Below are 19,704 nucleotides of genomic sequence, written 5' to 3' on the forward strand. Positions count from 1 at the left end.
CCGCTTGAATAGCAATCTATAATCAAGATCACTCAAATAAGTGTCGAAGATCACTTATTTAACAGGTAAATATATTGAATTTGGAGTTAATATTTTTTACTACCAATTCAATTCAATCACCTATGAAAACGTTAAAATTTAATTTCACTCACCCGGTTAAAGGTCATGCCCAGATCATTATGCCCGGATGGCCCAATTTTCCGCTAAAACAATTATTACTGGATAGCAAAGCAAGCAATCTTGTTGAAATACCCTTAATGGGCTTTCGAGATGGGAAATATAAAGTTACGCTCGATTGGGAAGCCGACAATAAATTTTTTATTCACCAGGAAGAATTTGAAATTAATGACAACCCTAACTTCATTCCAGCGACCCGATGAAGATTTATATCAAGAATATGGTCTGTATTCGCTGCAAAATGGTCGTGCAGGAACAGCTAAAGAAAATGAGCTTGCATCATACGGTAGTTAAATTAGGGGAAGTCGAAGTTACAGATCCCCTTACTAATACCCAATTGAATGAATTCAGAACCGGGTTACTAAAGTTCGGCCTTATCGTATTGGATGACAAAAAAAGCATGCTCATCGATAAAATCAAAAAGGTCATTATTGAGTTGATACATTATGAAAATGAGCCTTTAGGTATAAATTTTTCAGTTTACTTAAGTAAAAAACTGAACCATGAATATACCTATATGGCCAATCTGTTTTCTGAAGTAGAAGGGGTCAATGTCGAACATTATATGATCAGCCATAAAATTGAACGTGTGAAAGAACTGCTGGTTTACGATAAGCTTTCGCTGACGGAAATATCTTACAAGTTGAGTTATAGCAGTGTTGCCCACTTATGCAATCAATTTAAAAAAATCACCGGTATAACCCCTTCTGATTTCAAAAAATCCAGCATTGAGAATTATCGGCAAGCCGGATAAAAAAAGGTTATTTCTAAAGTGTGAATAATGTAACTAATTGGTTGAATTACATAACATTTAAGCTATGGAATTAGTGAGTTTTGTATAACAAATCAGGATAACAATGACAAGTAATCTTTCAGTCGGCAGCCATCAGCAACCATTGCCGTTAACCATGAAAGCCATGGTAATGGAAGTTGCGGGCCAGCCATTAACAAGTAAAACACTTCCATTGCCTGTTCCTGCAGCAGAGCAGGTACTCATTAAAATAATTGCCTGTGGCGTTTGCCGTACCGACCTGCATATTATGGATAGTGAGCTCCCTGATCCCAAGCTCCCACTTATCCCAGGTCATGAAATTATCGGTACCATTGTTCAAACTGGAAGCGGCGTTACACAATTTAAAACAGGCGATTTGGTTGGCGTTCCATGGGTGGGCTATACCTGTGGGTATTGTAAATACTGCATGAGGGACCAGGAGAACCTCTGTGAGAATGCCCTTTTTACCGGCTATACAATTGATGGGGGATATGCCGAATACACCGTTGCATTTCAGAAATATTGTTTTCATTTATCTGCCCAATATGGTATTCCTGCGGCTGCGCCACTGCTTTGTGCAGGCCTTATCGGCTATCGGTCTTATAAAATGATTGGGGCACAGGCTAAACAATTGGGATTTTACGGATTTGGCGCGGCAGCCCATATCCTGATACAAATAGCATTGCACCAGGGAAAAGAAATATATGCTTTCACTCGTGATGGCGATATCGCCTCTCAAGCATTTGCAACGCGGCTGGGTGCCGCTTGGGCCGGTGATTCCAGTGTTGCACCTCCCGTCAGGCTGGATGCCGCAATTATTTTCGCACCGGTAGGAAATCTTATCCCTAAAGCACTAAAGGATATTGATAAAGGCTGCAGTGTGGTTTGCGCAGGCATACATATGAGCGATATTCCATCCTTTGCTTATGACCTATTGTGGGAAGAAAGGGTTATCCGGTCTGTGGCTAACCTGACCCGTAAAGACGGGGAAGAATTTTTTGAAATGGCATCCGAAATTAAGTTAAAGACAGAAACCAGGTTTTTTCCATTGCATGAGGCAAATGAAGCCTTAGCTGCGGTCAGGGGCGGAAAGATACGTGGGGCTGCCGTATTGGTGATGTAATGTGAGGCCGTTTTTAAACGATCGGCTATTCATAAACGCTATGACACCGCCGACAAATAATAAGCAGGCTCGATTCATGCAATGATGTCTTTAATAAAACACTGAATGTCAAAAAAATAACGTAAATTTCAATGATATTCTATATCGTAAATTTCGGCTCCGACTACTAAAACCATTCTTTAAACAATTCATATGCAATTAACTGCCCCCCATCACATTATCGCTATTGGCGCATCTGCGGGTGGCATGGAAGAGATCAACGTTTTTTTCGACCATACTCCCTTAGATGGCGTTTCGTATATTATCATCCAGCACTTATCATCTGACTTTAAAAGCCGTATGGTCGATTTGTTGGCCAGACACAGTAAATTGATTGTTAAGGAAGCCGCTCAGGGGATGAAGGTGATGAGCAATGAAGTGTATTTAATCCCAAATGATAAGTATATGACAATAAGCGGAGAAGAATTGTTTTTAAGCGATAAGAAGGACATTAAAGGTCCCCACTTAACTATTAACACATTTTTTACCTCTCTGGCTACGGACTGCGGAAAAAAAGCGATCGGTATTATTCTTTCGGGGTTGGGTTCGGACGGCACCGAAGGTATTAAAGCAATAAAAAAAGCAGGCGGAATAGTCATGGCACGTAATCCGGAAACTTCAGGATTCCCAAGCATGCCTGCCCATGTCATAGCTACAGGTTTAACTGATTTTATATTGGAGCCTGCATTGATGCCCGCAGCTATCGAAGACTATATCAAGTACGGATTGGAGATATCTGAAGAAGATGACGATAAAAATATTAAATCGATTGTTGACCTGATCAAAGCGAATTCACCGCTGGACTTTTCCGATTATAAACAAGCAACCATTTTAAGAAGAACCAGAAGAAGGGCCGCAGCGGCTAATTTCCCTTCTCTTTCTAATTATCTGGCGTATTTAAAGAAAAACCCTGACGAGGTAGAAGTTCTTTCGAAAGATTTTCTGATCAGCGTAACATCATTTTTCAGGGATAAGCAGGCATTTGAGGTCATTCAAAAGGAAATCATACCAGCCCTGCTGCAGCTGCTTGCACCGGATGAAGAACTGAAGATCTGGGTTGCCGGATGCGCCACCGGCGAAGAGGTCTATTCTTTGGGAATCTTGATTCAAGAACAATTACAGGGCAATTTTAAAGATACCGTAGTGAAAATATTCGCAACGGATGTTGACAACCTTGCCTTAGCTCATGCAGGCAGGGGTCTTTATAGCCTCAGCATAAAAAAACACGTTTCTACGGAAAGGCTGGAAAAATACTTTATAAATGAGGGCTCCGCTTTCCGCATCAGCCCTGCTATCCGTAAAATGGTCATTTTCGCTCAGCACGATCTTGTAAAGAACCCGCCTTATTGTAATATGCATTTTATCAGCTGCCGTAACCTGCTGATCTATATGACCCCTGTTTTGCAGAAAAAGGTATTTGCTATGCTCTTATTCGGATTAAAAAAAGACGGCTATTTATTTCTGGGTCCAAGCGAGAACCCCATGCATATCATTAAAAACCTGAGGGTAGTGAGTTCTAAATGGAAGATCTACCAGAATTTAGTGGCCAAACGCACGGTAAACTTCGACGCGTTCAGTATGCCGGACTATCTGGACACGAAACACAGCCTTCCGATGCCGATGGCAGAAACGATGTCTAAAGATGCCAGGCAAACCATAGTAGAAACAGTTGTTACCGGTTTAACTGAGGACCTGGATTTTCTTTCTTTATGTGTTGATGAGAAAAACCAGGTGGTAAAATCATTTGGGGATACCAAAAAATATCTGCTACAAAAACACTTCACTACGAACCTCGCAGAACTTTTATCGAAGCCTCTTGCAGTTGCCTTTAGTTCACTTAGTAAAAGCGTTTTGAATACCGGCAAGAAGGCTGTAGTTGAGCATATAAAAATGAAGATTGGACGGAGAACCTTGAAAGTTAACATGGCTGTACGGCCCTTTCCGGCTGATCAAAGTAACCGGAAAATGCTCGTTGTCACCCTCAATGAAGATAAATCAGGGTCAGTAGCAGAGAATAAAGTAGACGTTTATGATCCTAAAGTTTACCAGGATCAATATGCTATCAACCTGGAAGAGGAAGTAAAAGAGTTAAAAGATAAATTACAGTCAGCCCTGGAGAAGCTCGACTCATCAAACGAAAATATGCAGTCTTTCAACGAGGAACTCATTTCTGCCAACGAGGAGATGCAAAGTACTAATGAAGAAATGCAATCAGTTAATGAAGAGCTTCACACGATTAACGCTGAATACCAGTCAAAAAACAAAGAGTTGCTGGAAACCAACGATGACATGAATAACTATTTCAGGAGCAATGTCAACGGGCAGCTATTTGTGGACGATGATCTTTTGCTCATGAAGTTCTCGCCGGGAGCAGTAAAACAAATCAACTTGCTGCCATCTGATATCGGTCGGCCGTTGAGCAATATCTCTACGAACATTAAATTTGAAACGATTTTAGCCGACATTACCGAAGTGTTGGCCAAAGGCAATGTAATTACCAAGGAAATTGAAACTAATAACGGAGACTGGTACCAAGTCATGACCATGCCCTATGTACGGCAGGCAGACAATAAACGAAATGGTGCCATCATTACCTTTAATGATATTTCAGAACTGAAGAAAGCACAACAGGAGCTCGACCTGAGCAGCAAAATGCTGGGTATGGCGATAGAGGCCGCCGAATTGGGCACCTGGTCCATCAACGTAAAAACCCGTGAGTTTACCTCATCATCCAGGCTTAAAGAATTGTTTGGATTTGAGTCTGCTCAAATGATGACATTCCCGGCAGCGATTGCACAAATCGCAGGAAATTACCAATTGATTGTTAGCGAAGCTATAGAAGAAACTATCAATGGCGGTAAAAAGTGTGATATAGAGTTTCCCTCGCAAGGACATCATGATGGAAAATTAAGATGGATACGCGCGGTTGGAAACCTTACCCACAACAAAGAAAACATTCCCAATTATTTTAGCGGCGTTTTGCTGGATATCACTGTACATAAACTCAATGAGTTAAGAAAGAACGATTTTATCGCCATGGTCAGCCACGAATTGAGATCACCGTTGACCTCACTTCAGGCCAATATGCAGTTGCTGGCATTAAAGGCTAAAAAAAACGATGACGAGGGAACCCTCTTAGCTGTGGAAAAAGCAAATAAGCAAATTAAAAAAATGGGGACCATGATCACTGGTTTTTTAGATGCGGCCAGCCTTGAGGAAGGTAAAATTTATCTGCGTACACAAACCTTTGAAGTCAACGGGCTGCTCCAGGAAATCAAAGAAGAAATGCTGACAACAACTACCAATCACCAGATCAACCTGCTTCCTTTTAAAACCATATCCGTAAACGCGGATAGGAATAAAATCGGACAGGTAGTAACTAACCTGTTAAGTAATGCTGTTAAGTATTCACCAAAAGGAGGAAATATAGAGGTATCGTGCAGGACGGTGAGATCAATAGTAGAGGTTAGCGTAACAGATGAGGGTCTGGGTATCAGTTTGCCCGACCAGGCTAAATTATTTGACCGGTATTACCGGATCGAAAGCGCCAGCAATGCTAAAATTGCCGGCTTTGGACTTGGGCTTTACCTGTCAAACGAGATCATCAATCGTCATAAGGGCCGCCTGTGGGTAGACAGTGAATTAGGAAAAGGATCAACTTTTCATTTTAGTCTGCCACTTTAAAATATAGTTCTACAGGTTATCGGACTTATTTACAATAGTCTTGTTCTGCAGATTTCTGTAAACCAATAACCCCAAAGGAATTGGCAGCCAAAAGGTCAGGGAACGATAAAGTAAAGTAATGATCAGTGCAGCATGAACCGGTGCCCCTAACTTGGTTAAAAAATAGGTCATTGCACTTTCGTAAACAATAAGTGACCCGGGCGAAATAGGAAGTGCGCCAATGACGAGAGACAATAGTAAGCCGAAAGCAACAATTGGGAACGGCATGGCTACATGAAACCCTTTTACCAGCGCGAAGACAGTTATTATATCACTCATAACGATGATCAGCTGCAGGCCTATTGTTTGAATGATAGATTTTTTCTTTCTTCCAAGCATTTTAAAAGTTCCTTCATTTTCGTTTTGCAGGGATAAAAGACTGGCTTTTTCAATAAAACGTTTAATAAAACCAAACCTTTCAAGCTTATGCATTGCAAAGGATAGATTATGCCCATTACTTATAATAAGCACTAAAACAAACAGTAAGATATAAAACACAAATCCCAGGAGCACTGTGTACGTTATCAAAATGTTAACGTGCGTGACCTTGTTAAGATACCAGGTATAAAAAAGGAGAAGTAAAATAAGTATAGCGGCGTAATAACTGATCGATTCCAATACCATCGCGGTAAAGGCGTTGTATCTCGATACTTTTCTTTTGATCAGTTGGTTAAAGATATATCCATCTCCGCTGATTCCACCCGTAGGCAGCACCTGGTTAACAAACATAATGACGATGGATAATTTAAACAGCAAAAAGTAATCAGTTGTTCCTGGTTTATCTTTAATAAGCAGCTTGATGATGAAGGCGTAAATAAGATAAGTTAATACCTGGGCAAATACGGCCAGGAACAACCAGGCCGGTTCCATTTGCAGCATCAGCTCTTCAATGTTCTTCAGCTTGCCGATGTAGTGAATGGCGAAGTAAAAAACAACAATTGAAAACACATAAAAAAGGATGCGGGAAGGCGTAAAAAAACTTGTCGGTACTGCTTTCACTTTAACCATGCTATGATCTTTTACATAAAGTGGGTTTTCTTCATATCTCAATAGCTTTTAAAAGCAGCTGGGGGACTTCTATTAAGGGCAGATTTTGACCTTGATCAGTAAGCCATCCCGGTACGCAGCCCTGTTCGGGACTTATTTTAATTTTCATTTCTTAGTCTGGCTCTTAATTTAATCCTCATTTAGCGGCGTTCAGGAAATTGCGTTGTGCTTTATTAAGAATATACTAATAGCATAAAGATGCTGAGAATGCCTCTTCCTTTTATTACATGATATCGGTCATTGCTTACATAATTCACACGTTTACAATGGGTCTACCGCATTAGATAACCAGTTTCAAATCAGATAAAAGTGTGAATGATGTAATTCATCAGAAGAATTTTATAACGTTAATAAAAATGGGACGTGTAATTTTCAACAGGTATTATTTAGCCATAAGAACAAGCCAGATGAACGAGCAATTAAAAATGGATCATAGTAAAATGCAGCATATAGGTGCTCCCGGTAAGGAGAATCAAAATCACCATACGATGATGATTGCTGATTTTAAAAAGCGGTTTTATCTGGTGCTTATCCTGACCGTTCCTATCCTGCTCTTGTCAACCATTATCCAGCGGTTTATGGGGGTAGATTGGAGCTTTTCTGGTTCATCCTATATACTATTAGCGCTTTCTTCTTTTGTGTTTGTTTATGGAGGATGGCCATTTTTAACCGGATTAGTCGATGAGGTGAAAACAAAAAAACCAGGGATGATGCTGCTGATTGGTTTTGCCATCACAGTTGCCTACGGTTACAGCACCGCCGTTGTATTTGGATTAAAAGGAATGGATTTTTTCTGGGAGTTGGATACACTTATCCTGATTATGCTGTTAGGGCATTGGATAGAAATGAGATCAATCGTAGGGGCCTCGCGGGAATTAGCGCTATTAGTAGCATTAATGCCCGATAATGCCCACCTGGTTATTTCTGATAAAGTAAAGGATGTTAAAACCGATACGCTTAAAGCGGGGGACATTGTACTGATCAAGCCGGGCGAAAGAGTCTCGGCGGATGGGATCATTATAGAAGGTGAAAGCTACCTGAACGAAAGTATGCTTACTGGTGAGTCAAAACCCGTGAAGAAAGAAAAAGGCGATAAAGTAATTGCCGGATCGGTAAACGGCAACGGCTCATTTACACTTACCGTAAGTCATACTGAAAAAGACTCGTTCCTGTCACAAGTAATAAAACTGGTTGATGACGCACAGCAATCAAAATCCAAGACGCAATTATTGGCAGATACTGCTGCAAAATGGTTAACTGTTATCGCATTGGCAACAGGTTTGACTACCTTTTTCTACTGGTATTTAACCGGTCACCCGTTAGCCTTTGCAATCGAAAGAATGGTCACCGTGATTGTGATTTGTTGCCCGCATGCACTGGGGTTGGCCGTACCCCTGGTAGTAGCCAGATCAACCTCTTTAGCAGCCAAATATGGTCTGTTGATTAAAAACAGGAATGCCTTTGAAGATTCGAGAAAGATCACGACGGTAGTATTTGATAAAACAGGGACGTTAACCATGGGGAAATTTGAGGTTTCAAAAGTAGTTCCACTGAAGAAGGGGTTAGAGGAAGGCGAACTCATTAGAATGGCTGCCGCTCTGGAACAGAAATCAGAACATCCCATTGCATCAGGTATCCTGCAAAAAGCAAAGAATTTGAAGATTGCCATTCCTCCCGCAGCAGATTTTAAGGCGATTACCGGTGAGGGGGTTCAGGCTACTGTTGAGCATAAAAAAGTATTGGTTGTTAGTCCAGGCTATTTAAAAGAAAATAAAATCACAGTTCCTGGTGATTTCAAAGCTAATGATACGGAAACAGTGGTCTTTGTAATTATAGCTGATGAACTGGCAGGGTATATTGCTTTATCTGATGAGATAAGGCCGGAGTCTTCAGGAGCGATCAAGGCTTTAAAGCAGGAAAATATTAAATCGTTGCTGCTTACGGGCGACAACCTCAAAGTTGCAGCAAGCGTTAGCAAAACATTGGGAATGGATAGTTTCATGGCGGAAGTATTGCCCGGACAAAAACAGGAAAAAATAAAGGAGCTGCAAAAAAAAGGTGAGTTTGTGGCCATGACCGGTGATGGTGTAAATGATGCCCCGGCACTGGCCCAGGCAGATATCGGCATAGCCGTGGGGTCTGGGAGTGATATTGCAGCCGAAACAGCCGGGATTATTTTAGTTAACAGTAATCCCAAAGACATTGTAAGTTTAATACTATTTGGAAAAGCCACCTACCGTAAAATGATACAGAACCTCATCTGGGCCACGGGTTACAATGTTGTTGCCTTGCCATTGGCAGCAGGTGTGCTTTATAATGAAGGAATTATGTTAAACCCCGCTGCCGGCGCCGCATTAATGGCCCTTAGTACCATCGTCGTGGCCATCAATGCAAGTCTGTTAAAGGTAAAATCCATGAACTAGCGATGCCGGCACCAAACGTGTGAATCATGTAAGTTATTAAAAGAATTGCGTAATACTTATCGCGGCAAAAGATAGCAGTTTTGCAGTGTTATCATTCCATTCATTCTAAAAATCAGCAGCATGTTTTATTACAATTATTTCTGGGGTATGGACCTCATCTGGTGGTTCATTTGGATCATACTATTGTTTTGGATATTCGCTATCCCATACGATATACCCGGCCAGCGCAACAGAAAACGTAGCCCATTCGATGCCCTGCAGCGGCGTTTTGCCTCCGGAGAAATAGGGCCTGAGGAATATCATGAAAGAAAGAAAATCATCGAAATGGAATACATACAAAGAAGTTAAAACCGCAATATCATATTACCTTAAATATAAATAAAATGAAAGACAGTGTGGATTTATTGGTGGATCCGGTTAAAGGATTTCACTCGAATATCGAAAGAGATGTAATGGAAAATGTCAATTTCCGAAAGGTACTTTATACTAGTGTACACATGCAGGTGGTCTTGATGACACTGAAGCCCGGCGAAGAAATCGGAGAGGAAATTCATAACGCCAATGATCAGTTTTTCCGCTTCGAAATTGGTATAGGTAAATGTACCATTAACGGAACTGAGTACGACGTTAGTGATGGCGATGCAATTGTAGTGCCGGCCGGAGCTAAACATAATGTTGTTAATACCAGCACCTCCGCTGAACTGAAAATGTATACCATTTATGCACCAGCTAATCATAAGGACGGGATCGTTAGGGTCACTAAAGCAGAAGCCGAGGATTTCCCCGAGAAATTTGATGGAGAGACAACGGAATAAAAGATTCCGGTCAACCAGATGAACGGCTTGCCGGTTTTTTTGACTTGGATTCAAGATGATTCTCAATGGCCGATACTTCACTAATCAATATACGATAAAGACAATTAAAATGAAAACGAATCAAGAATTGCAGAAAGATGTTCAGGATGCCATCAAATGGGAACCGCTGTTGAATGCCGCTGAGATTGGGGTAACAGCCAAAGATGGTGTAGTGACCTTAACAGGCACTGTTGACAGTTATGCTAAAAAGATAGAGGCGGAAGATGCGACAAAAAACGTAGCCGGTGTTAAAGCTGTAGCCGAAGAAATAACCATTAAATATAGCGATTTCGGTAAAAAGAGCGATACGGAAATATCCAACGAGGTTTTAAAAGCCTGGAAATGGAACTGGCAAATTCCGGAAGACAAAATTAAAGTTAAAGTTGAAAATGGCTGGGTGACCCTGGAAGGTGAACTCGAATGGAATTATCAGAAAGAAGCTGCCAAAATAGCCATCAGGAATCTTGCCGGCGTAATGGGCGTTATCAGCAATATTAAAATCAAATCTGATATCCACGACGGCATTGAGAAGGCAGCCATCAAATCTGCGTTGCAACGGAATTCGTCAATTGACGATCTGGATATTAACGTCGATGTAACAGGTAACCATGTTACGCTAAAGGGTACGGTCAACTCATTTTACGCCAAAGATGAAGCAGAACAAATTGCCTGGAATGCCCCGGGAGTTTGGAGCGTAGACAATGAACTGATTATTGAATATTAGTATATCTGTTTCCAGTGAACCAGTGCGGCATACTTCACTGGTTCCTGTATTTTTATAACCTGTACGGGTAATGATATTCATGCAATTTTTAAACAAAAGATAATGACAACGGAAAAAGGCTTAGGTATTTGGATGGATCATCAGAATGCCCATATCATGGAATTTACAGTGGATCCCATTAAAACAACTACGGTTGAATCAAAATTCACACATCAGGAAAAAGAAAACGCGCTTGGCAGAAGTGAAAAGTTAATGCATAATAAAGAGCAAGGTGAGGAAGCTGATTATTACAAAGCTCTTGGGGAGATCATCAGGAATTATAACGATGTCGTTCTCTTCGGGCCGACCGACGCAAAAGTAGAACTGCTCAACATCTTAAGGAAAGATCACCGTTTCGCTGATATTGTTATTGAAGTCATACCGGCGGATAAACTTACAGAGAACCAGCAGCATTCTTTTGTGCGGGATTATTTCTCGAAACGATTATTTCTGATTTAAAGGATTAAATATAGTACAACAGTCCATGCTAAATTCCTGTTCAAATGTGTGAATGATGTAATTATAAACTGGAATTCCGTAATAGCTGACCAGGCAATTACGGGTAGTTTAGTGGTCTAAATTAAGGCTGCTATTCTTATGAAAACAAACCAGGGTTTACAAACAGATGTTGAGAATGCGCTCCTTTGGGAGCCCTTATTACATACAGCTAAAATTAGTGTTATTGCAGAAGACGGTATCATCACACTGGCCGGGACAGTTGACAGCTATGCCAAAAAAGCAGAAGCGGAAGAAGCTGCCAAAAAAGTGGCTGGGGTGAAAGTCATCATAGAACTGATCGAGGTCGTTTTGAGTAGTGAGATTCGCAAAACTGATCAGGAAATTGCCCGGGAGATATTAAGCACATTGGCGGCAAGCTGGGTTCCTGCAGAAAAATTAAAAATTAAGGTGGAGCATGGGGTGATAACACTGGAAGGAACACTTCAGTGGAATTTTCAAAAACAAACCGCCACCAAAAGTTTGAAAAACATTACCGGAATAACGAAAGTAAGAAACATGATCGTTATCAAGGCTGACACACCCGATGAAGTGGAGAAAAAGCACCTCGAAAATGCGCTCAAGCTCAATTGGTCTATGGATAATCAGGATGTCAGGGTCGAGGTTGATGGCAAAACGGTTACTTTAACCGGTGTAGTTAATTCCTATTATCAAAAAGAAGAAGCGGAAAGGATCGCCTGGCAGGCGCCCGGTGTTAATACTGTGAAGAATGAACTGTCTCTTGAACTTAAAGATTAGCATGTAATTAAGCGAGAAAATGAGGTCGTTTTCCCGGTCATGTCAATTTCCATCCAAAGTATGATTTATTTGTAGCCACTTATGTCAAACTCTACCCAGATCTTTTGGCTTTTCTTATTAGCCATCCCGATAGCCTGTGTCGCCTGGACAGTAACGCATGAAGAAGTATTCCGGGAACCAAGGGAATATTGCGTTAAACGAAGTAAGGAAGGAAAGACACTGCTGGAAAGGAAGTTTTTTTACCTGTTTACCTGCGAGTATTGCTTCAGCCACTACGTAACCATTATATTTTTATTGCTGACTGATTATAAGCTATTGATGACAAACTGGACAGGTTACGTGATAGCTGGGTTTGCATTGGTTTATGTGGCCAACGCCTATATGAGTTTGTTTGGCCTGATCCGCCAGGATATTGTCAAGGAAAAAACCGAGATCAAAGTAATGGAGATCACAACCGAAAAATCAAAACCCCCTTCTTCGTGAAAGCTGAGAATTCATGAAAAAATACCTTCCCTTTTTCGCCAAATATAAGAAGGCCCTGATCCTCGCGCCATTATTGGTCATTATCGATGTCATATGCGAAATTGTGCAACCGTTCCTGATGTCTAAAATCGTGGATCTTGGAGTAAAGCAGAAAGACCTGACATATATCCTGCATACCGGTGGCTTTATGGTGATTTTATCCCTGGTCGCCATAGCAGCCAACGTCGGCAATATCTATTACTCTTCTCAAATTTCTGTCGGCTTTGCCGCGGAACTCAGAAAAGGAATGTTCAGCAAAATACAGGAATTTTCTTTCTCCAATTTAGACAGGTTCAGTTCCGCATCACTTACCACCCGGATGACCAATGACGTTAATATTATTCAGAATGTGATCATGATGTCACTTCGTTTATTATTCCGCGCGCCATTGATGTTGCTGTTTGCTGTGGTTATTGCCGTTACTATTAATGCTGGTTTGGCGATTATTATCGCTGTTGCTATCCCGGTTTTAGCCATTTGCATGTATGTCATTTTACACAAGGGCTTTCCGTTCTTTGAAAAAATGCAGCAAAAGCTGGATCGAGTCAACGCAGTCGTTCAGGAAAACCTGGTGAATGTACGCGTAGTTAAATCCTTTGTCCGGGAAGATTTCGAAAAGAAGAAGTTTGGGTACGCCAATGATGAATTAAGAGCCATGGCGGTTAAGGCATCTGGCATGGTTGTGCTGATCATGCCTGTGATGCAACTGGTGATGAATTTGTCCGTCGTAGCCATCGTCTGGTTTGGTGGAAAAGCGATTATTGCAGGCACTTTCCAGGTTGGGCAGCTGATGTCATTTATTACCTACATCACCCAAATACTGATGTCACTGATGATGCTGTCTATGATAATTATGACCTTCTCCAGAGCTGAAGCCTCATCTGACAGGGTATTGGAAATATTAAACACAACAATTGATATCGTTGATTCGCCTGCCGCAAAAGAAAAGAATCTCCAGGTCGGTTTGGGAAAAGTTGAGTTTAGAAATGTATTTTTCAAATACCATGCTGATGGAACGGAATTCGTTTTGAAAAACATCAATTTAGTAATTAAGCCGGGTGAAACCGTCGCGCTTATAGGTGCAACGGGAGCCGCCAAAAGTACGCTGGTTCAATTGATCCCGAGATTGTATGATGTGACCAGCGGAACAGTATTGATTGACGACGTGGATGTTCGCGATTACACTTTGCCAAACCTTCGCAATAACCTTAAACTGGTGCTGCAGCAAAATGAACTGTTTTCGGGTACGGTCAGACAAAACCTTAAATGGGGAAATCAAAAAGCTACAGATGATCAAATAATAACTGCTGCTAAAGATGCCCAGGCCCATGATTTTATCATGTCCCTTCCCGAACAATATGAGACAATTTTGGGACAAAGCGGAGTCAACGTATCAGGCGGGCAAAAACAGCGGCTTTGTATTGCCCGGGCAATTCTGCGCAAGCCGGTCATATTAATTCTGGATGATAGTACCAGCGCGGTTGATACCATCACGGAAGCTAAAATGCGGTCATCATTTCGGGAGCATCTGAAAGGAACAACCATATTCATCATAGCGCAAAGGATCAGTTCGATCGTATCAGCAGACAATATCGTTTTATTGGATAATGGCGAAATAATCGGCACTGGCTCCCACGACGCGCTAATTAAAAACAGCTCCGTTTACCAGGAAATTTATAACTCTCAGCAGTTACAATGATGAGCGACAGCAACGAAAAATATCAGGCCAAGAACAACGCCCGGCTGGCACCAGCAGGCCTCCCCGGAAAACACGGGCATCTATCCATAGAAAAACCCAAAAATTCACGGCTCGTCATCATTCGCCTGTGGCGCTACTTAAGCCGGCAAAGGGCTTTGCTGTTTCTGGTCCTTTTTCTTTTGCTGATCAATATTGGTTCTACTTTGCTGGGTTCTTATCTTTTGCGTCCGATTATTAACAACTACATCATTCCCCGTAATATTCCCGGATTGATAAGTATGATTCTACTACTGGCTGGTATTTATATAATCGGTGCCATCACCGGTATCTATCTGAACCGGCTGATGATCGTGATCGCGCAAAAAACGATCAGTGCTATTCGCACCGATGTGTTTAGCAAATTACAGATATTGCCTTTAAAGTTTTTTGACAGTACTAGCCATGGGGAGCTGATGAGCCGTTTTACAAACGATATGGATAATGTTAGTGACGCTTTAAACACCAGCATCCTGCAGTTATTTACAAGTGCCATTACGCTGACCGGGATCTTTACCCTAATGGTTTATATAAGTCCTTTGCTTACCGTAGTAACGCTAATTGTTGTTCCTTTTATGCTATGGGTCGCATCTGCCATCATAAAAAAAAGCAAGGGTTTTTTTGCCAACCAGCAAATAGCGCTCGGCGCTGTCGATGGCTATATTGAAGAGATGATTACCGGCCAAAAAGTTGTGAAGGTTTTTTGTTTTGAAGCCGTAGCGGAAGACGACTTTGAAAAGTTGAATTTTGATCTTCGGGATAAGGCGACCAAGGCTCAGTTATATTCAGGTGTGATGCAACCGATCATCCAAAACTTAAATACCATCAATTTCGCCTTAACAGCAACGGTAGGCGGCCTGTTGGCCATCTTCAGCGGTTTAGACCTCGGGGGATTGGCGGCTTTTTTGCAATATTCCAGGCAATTTGGCCGGCCTGTGAACGAGATATCAAGTCAGTATAATACGTTGCAGGGGGCGTTAGCCGGTGCTGAAAGAATATTTCAGATCATGGACGAAATACCGGAAGTAGCTGATGCCGCGGCAGCGGTCCAATTGGTCAATATTAAAGGCGACGTCCGGTTCAATGAGGTGACTTTCGGGTATGATAATGGTATCGCAGTGTTAAAAGAAATAGCCATTATTGCCAAAGCAGGTCAGAAAATCGCTTTAGTGGGTTCTACCGGCGCAGGTAAAACAACCATCATGAACTTACTGCCCCGATTTTATGATATCTGGTCGGGACTCATCACGATCGATGGCATCGATATCATGAAGGTACAGCGCAGCAGCTTGAGAAAGTCACTCGCCATTGTATTGCAGGACACGCATCTTTTTACAGGATCAGTGATGGAAAATATCCGGTACGGCAGATTGGAGGCTAGTGACGAGGAAGTGGTTGCTGCTGCAACACTATCGGGTGCCGATTCATTTATCCAACGCTTGCCAAAGGGCTACCAAACCTTACTCCAAAATGACGGAGGTAACCTCAGCCAGGGGCAAAGGCAGTTGTTAAATATTGCGCGCGCTACGGTATCGCGGCCTTCTATATTGATATTAGACGAGGCCACCAGTTCCATTGATACGCGCACCGAGCAATTTATACAAAAAGGATTGGATCAATTGATGAACGGACGTACCAGCTTTATCGTTGCGCACCGCTTGTCGACCGTTCGTAACGCGGATGAGATCCTGGTACTTGAAAGCGGAGAAATTATAGAGCGCGGAAACCATAAAGAATTACTGGAAAAGAAAGGCAGATATTATCAATTATACCAGGGGCAGTTCGAGTGATCCGGCCTCAATTGTATAAGCTGACTTAAACAATCATTTGAGTGCATCTCATCTTACGGCAACAGATCCGGTATTTTCATTGTAGCTACGCCAATGCAGTCATCCGCCATTCCGTAATAAACATCATAACGATCCGATTGGCCCAGGTCAGTCCGACAATCTATACCTGTGGGAAAAACCACATTAGCTATGGTCCCTATCCTTTCATCTTCCAGTTCCGGTATTAGCACAGGAGCTTTAGAACGGTAGCAGATTCTCATAGGCTCGTTTTCGGATAGAATCATTACGCCTGCTGAATAACATAACTTCGGGCTATATTTTGTTGATCCCTCTAATTCATGTACTCCATGATAAACCAACAGCCAGCCGTGTCTGGTAAGTACAGGGGGCGCGCCCGCACCTATCTTCAATTGTTCCCATGCCTGCTCCGGACTGGCCAGTCTATGGTGCGAGGTGAATTGGGCGTGTCGGTAGGCAGCATCGGTTTCGTGCTTTAAGTTGCAATAAGATATCCAGATGCTTTCTAGATCAAGATCGATTTTATGCTTTTTATCAAGTTTTACGATCTCCTCCGGGCTTGTACCCGGAAACAACGGCCTGTGCAGCATGGCCACGGAGGGGTGCCCATGAGGGCTTAGCATATCGATTGGAAAAAGGCTGGCATCCTTATCAAATACCCCGTTGAAATTAATATGCTTGTAAGGTGAAAAGCTAACCAGTCCCAGTCGTTCCCAATTTAAAAGATCCTTAGACTGTGCAATGGCGATCCGGGGCCCATCAGGCCCGTAAGCGGTGTAAGTCATCTGGAAATATTGTAAAGGTTCCACGTAAGTAATCCGCGCATCTTCACACCCCCCGCCACCACCTGGCCTTTTTTCGTAAGATTCCTGAGGTTCGAGGGCTATTCCAAGTCGTTCTACTCCAAAAGGGTCACCGGCTTCGTTAAAAAGCACCCGAGCAATACCAATTCTCGAGTAATTACCCTTAGCAACCAATCTTGGAAATAAATACAGATGACCGTCGGGGCCACGAACAACAGCCGGGTTACAAACCCCTTCTTCTTCCAGCGGATTACCAGGCTGGGATCTCATAATCGTACCCAGGCGGTTTAACTTAAATGGATTCATGCTTCTTTTTGTTATCCATATTTAAATAAGCAATAATGGTTTGTATAACTATTTTGGTTTCACCGGGGTTTTTTACTTCAATGCAAGCCACCCCGGTTGTAGTTGCCGGATGGTCGTTGCCTCCCTCAAACAGCGCGTCACCGATGAATATAGTTTTTCTGATTTTAATGTCAAGTATTTGATGGAGTTTGTAAATACCATAGGCCTTGTCAACTCCGCGTTTAGTAATATCAATAGAAGTAGCACCACCCATTTCCACAGAGAATTCTGGAAGCGTTTTTTCGAGTAAGGATTTTATTTTTCTGCGTTTGGCAAAGTCGGGATCAAATTTTCTTTTTTCATTGAGCGGAGCCTGCTGACCAAGTGCTGAGAAGGTGACCTGGCTTCCCCGGTCTTCTATTTGTTCTCCCCAGGTCTTTTCAATTTTCAAACCTGATCCGGCTACCGCTTTTTGCAAATTGTCAATTATGCGATTTGCTTCGATCTTTGTAAAATTTTCAGTATACAGTTGCTTCCATCCTGATCTGTACTGATAATATTTAGCACCGCAAGTAGGCAGTATAATGAGGTTTTTTAGAAACTGCTTTTGAGGTAACTTTGATAAAACCTGTTTTTGAAATTGGGGCCAGTCGCCCCCTGATATAATGGCAACTTTGGCAACTTGAATGAGCTTATTTAAAAGTTCGGCCATTTGAGTTTCTATAGCTGCCTTACTTTCTGCCAGTGTACCATCAAGATCAAACACTACCAGTTTTTTTAATTTTTTCATAGGGTTTCTGATCTAATCCATAAGGTCATACAAAGGTGATTCTTTGATTACTTTAAATATTACATGATTAGGGAAATCAGTTACATGATTCACACATATCTCAATGTGTGAATCATGTAACTAAAACACAAAGTTGTATAACAACACAAAGCCGAATCTACCCTACTTTCGTTATGCAAGCCCGAAGGGGCATTTTTCCGATTGTTATCCTTCCATGCTGATGGGCAATCAGTCAGGAAATTGTTGGCTATAAAAAAAATCAAATACTTATATGGAACGAAACATAAACAGCTTAACAGGCTATAGTTTAAAAGCTTCAAACGGGGAAATCGGAGACGTTAAAGAATTCTATTTTGACGATGAAACCTGGAAAATAGAATACTTAGTCATCAAGACCGGCGGCTGGCTATCCGGTCGTGAAGTTTTGATCGCACCGCATGCAGTAAAAAAGGTGGATTGGCTTAATCGTTTTTTTAAGGTCAGTCTTACAAAAAAACAGGTCGAAAATAGCCCGGATATCGATATCCATAAACCTGTTTATCGTCAGCACGAAATCGAGTTATATGATCACTATGCCTGGGAAGGTTATTGGTTGAGTGGATTTTATCCCGGTGGTTATCTGGGTGTTAGTATTCCCTTTCCGTCAATTGAAGGTAAAGGCACTATGCCACCATCCAGCGATGAAAAAGGATCTAAGGATGATTTGCATTTGCGCAGTACTAAAAAAGTAACCGGGTACCATGTTCATGCAAAGGACGGCGATATCGGGCATATTCACGATTTTGTCGTTGACGACCAGACCTGGCAGCTATTATACCTGGTTATTGACACCCATAACTGGTTAGGAGGAAAGAAAGTTATTATAGCGGTAGCTGATATTCTTAAAGTGGACTGGGATAATTCCAAAGTATATGTAGATCTTACTATTTCAGCGGTTAAAAAAAGTAAGCTATTTAAAGAAACTGTATTTAATCCATGGGAAACAGAACGCGAGATAAAAGTTACTTTACCTGTCATTCCGATGGAAATTTTATAAGGGAAATTTTGTACAGAAAAGGAATGTTTCAATTGTGGCAACTTTCCGGTTCCAATATTTAACGCATGAATCCTAAGCTATCTGGGTTTCCCAATCGTTTATAAAGAGCCCGCAAAACAGAAATAAAGCAGGCTGCTAGCTGTTACGAAAGCAACATATGATTTTCAGGGCATTTAAAAGTGCCCGATCAATCTTTTTTGCAATCAGTTTATTGGTTTCATGTAAATAAAGCCAGCGTTCAGAAAGGCCAAGGATCACATAGTCTGCGCATGTTGACCGTATCATTTTCGCGGAAATCTCGCATCCGAGTCCGATTGGTGCGCATTTTGGGCGCCAATTGATATTCGGGAATGATTTTTTGATAGTTGGCCAAATACATGCAAGTGGATAAATGGAGGGCAAATAATAATTTCCCGATTACCCTTTACCTCCTCGTGTACCAGCTTTAGCATTTCTGAAAATAAGGCTAAACCTTTTAAATAACTGTCGTTCATATTCCAGTTTGCCGCTATAACTTTATTTCGCATCGTGTGGTTATTTATCTGATGAA

At 41.7% G+C, this 19,704-nt stretch carries 17 protein-coding genes and 1 pseudogene; 14 read left to right on the forward strand and 4 right to left on the reverse strand.

Annotated elements, in window-relative coordinates; all coding sequences use genetic code 11:
• Nucleotides 1–122 precede the first annotated feature (122 nt).
• The 4 genes from MUCPA_RS34520 to MUCPA_RS34535 all read left to right on the forward strand — a co-directional run bounded on the left by MUCPA_RS34520 (nt 123) and on the right by MUCPA_RS34535 (nt 5,795).
• Nucleotides 123–380 carry a hypothetical protein gene (locus MUCPA_RS34520; protein ID WP_008513159.1) on the forward strand — a complete coding sequence of 86 codons (258 nt, stop codon included), beginning with the start codon at nt 123–125 and terminating at the stop codon, nt 378–380.
• Nucleotides 377–931: a helix-turn-helix domain-containing protein gene (locus MUCPA_RS34525; protein ID WP_008513161.1), complete on the forward strand. Its 555-nt coding sequence runs from the start codon at nt 377–379 to the stop codon at nt 929–931. Before MUCPA_RS34520 ends, MUCPA_RS34525 begins: the two co-directional genes overlap by 4 nt.
• Nucleotides 932–1,034: 103 nt before the next feature.
• Nucleotides 1,035–2,072, forward strand: a complete 1,038-nt coding sequence (locus tag MUCPA_RS34530; protein WP_008513162.1) for a zinc-dependent alcohol dehydrogenase family protein — start codon at nt 1,035–1,037, stop codon at nt 2,070–2,072.
• A gap of 192 nt (nt 2,073–2,264) precedes the next feature.
• Nucleotides 2,265–5,795, forward strand: a complete 3,531-nt coding sequence (locus MUCPA_RS34535; RefSeq protein ID WP_008513165.1) for a chemotaxis protein CheB — start codon at nt 2,265–2,267, stop codon at nt 5,793–5,795.
• Between the two features lie 9 nt (nt 5,796–5,804).
• Here MUCPA_RS34535 and MUCPA_RS34540 read toward each other — a convergent pair whose 3' ends face one another.
• Complete coding sequence (locus tag MUCPA_RS34540; RefSeq protein WP_217220375.1) at nt 5,805–6,884, reverse strand: lysylphosphatidylglycerol synthase transmembrane domain-containing protein; 1,080 nt, start codon at nt 6,882–6,884, stop codon at nt 5,805–5,807.
• Nucleotides 6,885–7,237: 353 nt separating this feature from the next.
• Here MUCPA_RS34540 and MUCPA_RS34545 point away from each other — a divergent pair, with 353 nt between their 5' ends.
• The 9 genes from MUCPA_RS34545 to MUCPA_RS34580 all read left to right on the forward strand — a co-directional run bounded on the left by MUCPA_RS34545 (nt 7,238) and on the right by MUCPA_RS34580 (nt 16,222).
• Nucleotides 7,238–9,304, forward strand: coding sequence for a copper-translocating P-type ATPase (locus MUCPA_RS34545; RefSeq protein ID WP_008513170.1), 2,067 nt, complete (start codon nt 7,238–7,240; stop codon nt 9,302–9,304).
• Between the two features lie 120 nt (nt 9,305–9,424).
• Complete coding sequence (locus MUCPA_RS37390) at nt 9,425–9,652, forward strand: SHOCT domain-containing protein (protein WP_008513172.1); 228 nt, start codon at nt 9,425–9,427, stop codon at nt 9,650–9,652.
• 35 nt (nt 9,653–9,687) lie between these two features.
• Nucleotides 9,688–10,119, forward strand: coding sequence for a cupin domain-containing protein (locus MUCPA_RS34550; protein ID WP_008513174.1), 432 nt, complete (start codon nt 9,688–9,690; stop codon nt 10,117–10,119).
• A 109-nt stretch (nt 10,120–10,228) separates the two neighbouring features.
• On the forward strand, nt 10,229–10,882 hold the full coding sequence (locus tag MUCPA_RS34555; RefSeq protein ID WP_008513176.1) for a BON domain-containing protein: 654 nt from the start codon (nt 10,229–10,231) through the stop codon (nt 10,880–10,882).
• Nucleotides 10,883–10,984: 102 nt separating this feature from the next.
• The gene (locus tag MUCPA_RS34560) at nt 10,985–11,380 is read left to right on the forward strand and encodes a hypothetical protein (RefSeq protein ID WP_008513177.1); all 396 of its coding nucleotides are present in this window, start codon (nt 10,985–10,987) and stop codon (nt 11,378–11,380) included.
• A 138-nt stretch (nt 11,381–11,518) separates the two neighbouring features.
• Nucleotides 11,519–12,175, forward strand: a complete 657-nt coding sequence (locus MUCPA_RS34565; protein ID WP_008513180.1) for a BON domain-containing protein — start codon at nt 11,519–11,521, stop codon at nt 12,173–12,175.
• A gap of 81 nt (nt 12,176–12,256) precedes the next feature.
• A complete protein-coding gene (locus MUCPA_RS34570; RefSeq protein ID WP_008513182.1) occupies nt 12,257–12,658 on the forward strand; it encodes an MFS transporter in 402 nt (133 codons plus the stop codon).
• Nucleotides 12,659–12,671: 13 nt separating this feature from the next.
• Complete coding sequence (locus MUCPA_RS34575) at nt 12,672–14,396, forward strand: ABC transporter ATP-binding protein (protein WP_008513184.1); 1,725 nt, start codon at nt 12,672–12,674, stop codon at nt 14,394–14,396.
• A complete protein-coding gene (locus MUCPA_RS34580) occupies nt 14,393–16,222 on the forward strand; it encodes an ABC transporter ATP-binding protein (RefSeq protein ID WP_008513186.1) in 1,830 nt (609 codons plus the stop codon). Before MUCPA_RS34575 ends, MUCPA_RS34580 begins: the two co-directional genes overlap by 4 nt.
• A 53-nt stretch (nt 16,223–16,275) precedes the next feature.
• On the opposite strand, the gene MUCPA_RS34585 is transcribed toward MUCPA_RS34580, so the two are convergent.
• Nucleotides 16,276–17,349 carry a glycoside hydrolase family 130 protein gene (locus MUCPA_RS34585; protein WP_008513187.1) on the reverse strand — a complete coding sequence of 358 codons (1,074 nt, stop codon included), beginning with the start codon at nt 17,347–17,349 and terminating at the stop codon, nt 16,276–16,278.
• A complete protein-coding gene (locus MUCPA_RS34590) occupies nt 17,336–18,118 on the reverse strand; it encodes an HAD-IIB family hydrolase (RefSeq protein ID WP_008513189.1) in 783 nt (260 codons plus the stop codon). Before MUCPA_RS34590 ends, MUCPA_RS34585 begins: the two co-directional genes overlap by 14 nt.
• A gap of 271 nt (nt 18,119–18,389) precedes the next feature.
• On the opposite strand from MUCPA_RS34590, the gene MUCPA_RS34595 reads away from it, so the two are divergent.
• Nucleotides 18,390–19,154 carry a PRC-barrel domain-containing protein gene (locus MUCPA_RS34595; RefSeq protein WP_008513190.1) on the forward strand — a complete coding sequence of 255 codons (765 nt, stop codon included), beginning with the start codon at nt 18,390–18,392 and terminating at the stop codon, nt 19,152–19,154.
• 135 nt (nt 19,155–19,289) lie between these two features.
• Here the strand turns inward: MUCPA_RS34595 and MUCPA_RS39665 are convergent.
• A pseudogene (locus MUCPA_RS39665) lies at nt 19,290–19,681 on the reverse strand (triose-phosphate isomerase).
• Nucleotides 19,682–19,704: the final 23 nt, after the last annotated feature.

The organism is Mucilaginibacter paludis DSM 18603, from assembly GCF_000166195.2.
Classification (GTDB): domain Bacteria; phylum Bacteroidota; class Bacteroidia; order Sphingobacteriales; family Sphingobacteriaceae; genus Mucilaginibacter; species Mucilaginibacter paludis.

Bases quoted from the DNA above. Each gene is read 5' to 3' on its own strand.
- MUCPA_RS34580 (WP_008513186.1), top strand. From the start codon at position 14,393: ATGATGAGCGACAGCAACGAAAAATATCAGGCCAAGAACAACGCCCGG.
- MUCPA_RS34595 (WP_008513190.1), top strand. From the start codon at position 18,390: ATGGAACGAAACATAAACAGCTTAACAGGCTATAGTTTAAAAGCTTCA.
- MUCPA_RS37390 (WP_008513172.1), top strand. From the start codon at position 9,425: ATGTTTTATTACAATTATTTCTGGGGTATGGACCTCATCTGGTGGTTC.
- MUCPA_RS34585 (WP_008513187.1), bottom strand. From the start codon at position 17,349: ATGAATCCATTTAAGTTAAACCGCCTGGGTACGATTATGAGATCCCAG.
- MUCPA_RS34555 (WP_008513176.1), top strand. From the start codon at position 10,229: ATGAAAACGAATCAAGAATTGCAGAAAGATGTTCAGGATGCCATCAAA.
- MUCPA_RS34520 (WP_008513159.1), top strand. From the start codon at position 123: ATGAAAACGTTAAAATTTAATTTCACTCACCCGGTTAAAGGTCATGCC.
- MUCPA_RS34565 (WP_008513180.1), top strand. From the start codon at position 11,519: ATGAAAACAAACCAGGGTTTACAAACAGATGTTGAGAATGCGCTCCTT.
- MUCPA_RS34550 (WP_008513174.1), top strand. From the start codon at position 9,688: ATGAAAGACAGTGTGGATTTATTGGTGGATCCGGTTAAAGGATTTCAC.
- MUCPA_RS34535 (WP_008513165.1), top strand. From the start codon at position 2,265: ATGCAATTAACTGCCCCCCATCACATTATCGCTATTGGCGCATCTGCG.
- MUCPA_RS34575 (WP_008513184.1), top strand. From the start codon at position 12,672: ATGAAAAAATACCTTCCCTTTTTCGCCAAATATAAGAAGGCCCTGATC.
- MUCPA_RS34530 (WP_008513162.1), top strand. From the start codon at position 1,035: ATGACAAGTAATCTTTCAGTCGGCAGCCATCAGCAACCATTGCCGTTA.
- MUCPA_RS34545 (WP_008513170.1), top strand. From the start codon at position 7,238: ATGGGACGTGTAATTTTCAACAGGTATTATTTAGCCATAAGAACAAGC.
- MUCPA_RS34560 (WP_008513177.1), top strand. From the start codon at position 10,985: ATGACAACGGAAAAAGGCTTAGGTATTTGGATGGATCATCAGAATGCC.
- MUCPA_RS34570 (WP_008513182.1), top strand. From the start codon at position 12,257: ATGTCAAACTCTACCCAGATCTTTTGGCTTTTCTTATTAGCCATCCCG.
- MUCPA_RS34590 (WP_008513189.1), bottom strand. From the start codon at position 18,118: ATGAAAAAATTAAAAAAACTGGTAGTGTTTGATCTTGATGGTACACTG.
- MUCPA_RS34525 (WP_008513161.1), top strand. From the start codon at position 377: ATGAAGATTTATATCAAGAATATGGTCTGTATTCGCTGCAAAATGGTC.